This is a genomic window from Acetatifactor sp. (genome assembly GCF_982438285.1).
On record NZ_CEWDFQ010000354.1, the window covers coordinates 1 to 3060 of the forward strand.

Below are 3060 nucleotides of genomic sequence, written 5' to 3' on the forward strand. Positions count from 1 at the left end.
GGATACACCGCCGATTACGCAGGCTGCGATGGCGTCGCATTCATAGTTTAATCCAGTGGCTGCGGTGTTGGAACCGATACGGGAGGACTCAATAAATCCTGTGATGCCGTACATAGCGCCTGCCAGTGTATGTACCAAAATGGTGGTGCGCATTACGTTTACGCCGGAAACCTTAGCCGCCTCAGGATTGGAGCCCACTGCAAACATGTTTTTGCCAAAGGTGGTTTTATTCCAAATAAACCACATCAGCACAACCACAATGCAGGCCAGCCACACATAATTGGGTATGGCTACCCTCGCTCCTCCCGCCTGGAAGGACACAATGCTTCCCTTTACCACATCGTTGAAATGCTGGTCCAGACCGGACAAGGGCTGTCCGTTATTTCCATTGATCATGATATACATCAGCAGAATGCCGTACACGATCAGCTGGGTGGCCAGCGTAACAATGAAGGGATGCAGCTGGAATTTCGCTACAAAAAAGCCGTTTACCCAGCCTACGATGCCGCCTACCAGAATCACAATGATAATCATCAGCGGAATGGGCAGTACAGGAAGGTTGGGAAACATCTTGGTGGCATAATCTACCGACTGCATCAGGGATGCGGTAATACATGCCGTCAGGCCCACAACGCGCCCTGCGGAAAGGTCTGTTCCCGTCAGCACGATACAGCCCGCAATACCACAGGCAATGGGCAGGTTGGCCGCTGAAAGGCTGATGATGTTTACAATGGACGGGGCGCCCAAAAAGTTATGATTTTGTATATAGGTGTAGATAATTGCAATAATCAGCAGGATATACAGCGCATTGTTTAACAAAAATTCCTTCCAAAAGGTTTTCTTGTCTCTGCTGTCCAGGCTCTTGTAATTTGCAAAGCCCTGCTTCATACTGCCTATTTTGTTATGAAACATTTTCGTGGGATTCATGCACGTATCCTCCTCTAAACATATTTTGCGGCAAGAGCCATGATCTCCTCCTGCGTGGTATTTTTTGCATCCACCTCTCCTGCCAGCCTTCCGCCGCTCATGACCAAAATACGGTCACACACGCCCAGAAGCTCCGGCATTTCCGAGGATACCATAAGAACGACCTTCCCTCTTTTAGCCAGATCAATAATCAGCTGATATATCTCATACTTGGCGCCCACATCAATGCCTCTGGTGGGCTCATCCAGCATCAGCACCTCCGGCTCCGTTAAAAGCCACCGCCCAAGAATCACCTTCTGCTGGTTTCCTCCCGACAGCGCTCTGATCTTGGTTTTCTGGGAGGGCGTCTTGATCCGCATGGCATTGATGGACCACTCCGTATCCTTTTCCATAGATTTTTCACTGAGGTAAATGCCCGCCTTCTTATGCTTCTTCAGGCTGGAGATTACCGTGTTTTCCCGGATATTTAAAATACCGAAAATGCCTGTTGCCCTGCGCTCCTCCGTCAGAAGGGCAAATCCGTTTTTGATGGATTCCCTAGCATTCCGATTGCTTACCACCTTTCCGTCCAGCTTGATTACGCCGTCCTTCCTGGTGGCAACGCCAAATATATTTTCCAAAGTTTCCGTACGTCCGCTGCCGTCCAGTCCCGCAAGACCTACAATCTCGCCTCTTTTGGCCTGGAAGGAAACATTCTTTAAGAGAGAATACCTAGCCGTGAGATTTTCCACCTCCAGAGCCACCTTCCCCGGCTTGTTTGTCTTTGGAGGAAACTGGTTTGTCAGCTCTCTTCCTACCATCAGCTTTATAATCTGATCTGTGGTCAGCTTTTCCGCCGGCTCCGTGGCCACCCAGGTTCCGTCCCTCATAACTGTAACTTCGTCTGCAATTCTTAAAATCTCCGCCATCTTATGGGAAATATATATGATTCCACAGCCTCTGTCCCGAAGCATATTGATGATCTTAAATAAATGCTCCACTTCCTCCTCTGTAAGGGAAGAGGTGGGCTCGTCAAACACAATCACCTTACTATGATAGGATACCGCCTTTGCGATCTCCACCATCTGCCTCTGGGAAACAGGCATGGTGCTCATAATTCTTTTGGGATCCACAGAAATCCCCAGCTCCTCAAAGACAGCCTTGGTGCTTTCATACATGCGGCGCTCGTTTACCACAAGCCCTGCAGTCTTTGGATATCTTCCCAGCCATATGTTATCCATCACATTGCGCTTCAGGGCCTGATTTAGCTCCTGATGCACCATGGCAACTCCATTGTTTAACGCTTCCTTGGAATTTTTGAAGTTTACTTCTTTTCCTTCCAGTAAAATACTTCCGGAGTCCTTACTGTAAATGCCGAACAAGCATTTCATCAGCGTGGATTTTCCGGCTCCGTTTTCTCCCATCAGTGCATGCACCGTGCCCTTCTTCACCGTCAAAGAGACGTGGTCAAGGGCCTTTACGCCGGGAAATTCCTTGCATATGTCCGTCATCTGTAACAGCACTTCCCGTTCCATACGCATCCTCCTTACTGTCTGTTTCCATGATTCCGCCCACAAAGCTTTCCTGTGCCGGATATGCCGATGAAAGCCCTGTCAGCGAAAAAGCAGCCGCTGCCGTAGCAGCAGCCGCTTTTGCTATGCCCTTTATTCTCCGGTGTATACTCCATAAGGAATATAAATCTTGTTGCTTACATTCGGGGAAATATTGTAGCTGTCTGTGTCTGCCATCAAATCGCTTCCTGCCTGAACGTTCTTTGCAAGGTGTGCAATGGCGCCCGCCATGCCTTCTGCATCCTGCTTAATGGTTCCTGTCATCTTGCCGTCTGCGATCAGCTGCTTTGCAGCATCCGTTGCATCAACACCAAATACGGGAATTGTAGTGCTGCTGCCGTCGCCAAGGTTGTAGCCCCTGTCGTTTAATGCGGAAATAACGCCCTCTGCCATACCATCGTTGTTGCAGATTACCAGCTCAATCATATTTCCGGAGGACTCATTGTACTGTGACAGGTTGGTGGTCATATAGTTGTTTGCTGCAGTTGCGGACCAGTTGCCGTCCTGGTCAACCTGGTACTTATCCGTATTGGAAGCGTCAAAATATTCCAGCTCAGGCTTGCCTGCTGCGGTCAGTGCTGCA

3 protein-coding genes are annotated in these 3060 nt (G+C 49.2%); all 3 read right to left on the reverse strand.

The window, feature by feature from the left end; all coding sequences use genetic code 11:
• The coding region (locus tag AC1WIP_RS13735; RefSeq protein WP_481142360.1) for an ABC transporter permease subunit at window positions 1-927 on the reverse strand (927 nt) is incomplete at its 3' end.
• A 14-nt stretch (window positions 928-941) separates the two neighbouring features.
• Window positions 942-2441 (reverse strand): sugar ABC transporter ATP-binding protein, encoded by a 1500-nt coding sequence (locus AC1WIP_RS13740; protein ID WP_481142361.1) that lies wholly within the window; start codon window positions 2439-2441, stop codon window positions 942-944.
• 129 nt (window positions 2442-2570) lie between these two features.
• The coding region (locus AC1WIP_RS13745; protein WP_481142362.1) for a substrate-binding domain-containing protein at window positions 2571-3060 on the reverse strand (490 nt) is incomplete at its 5' end.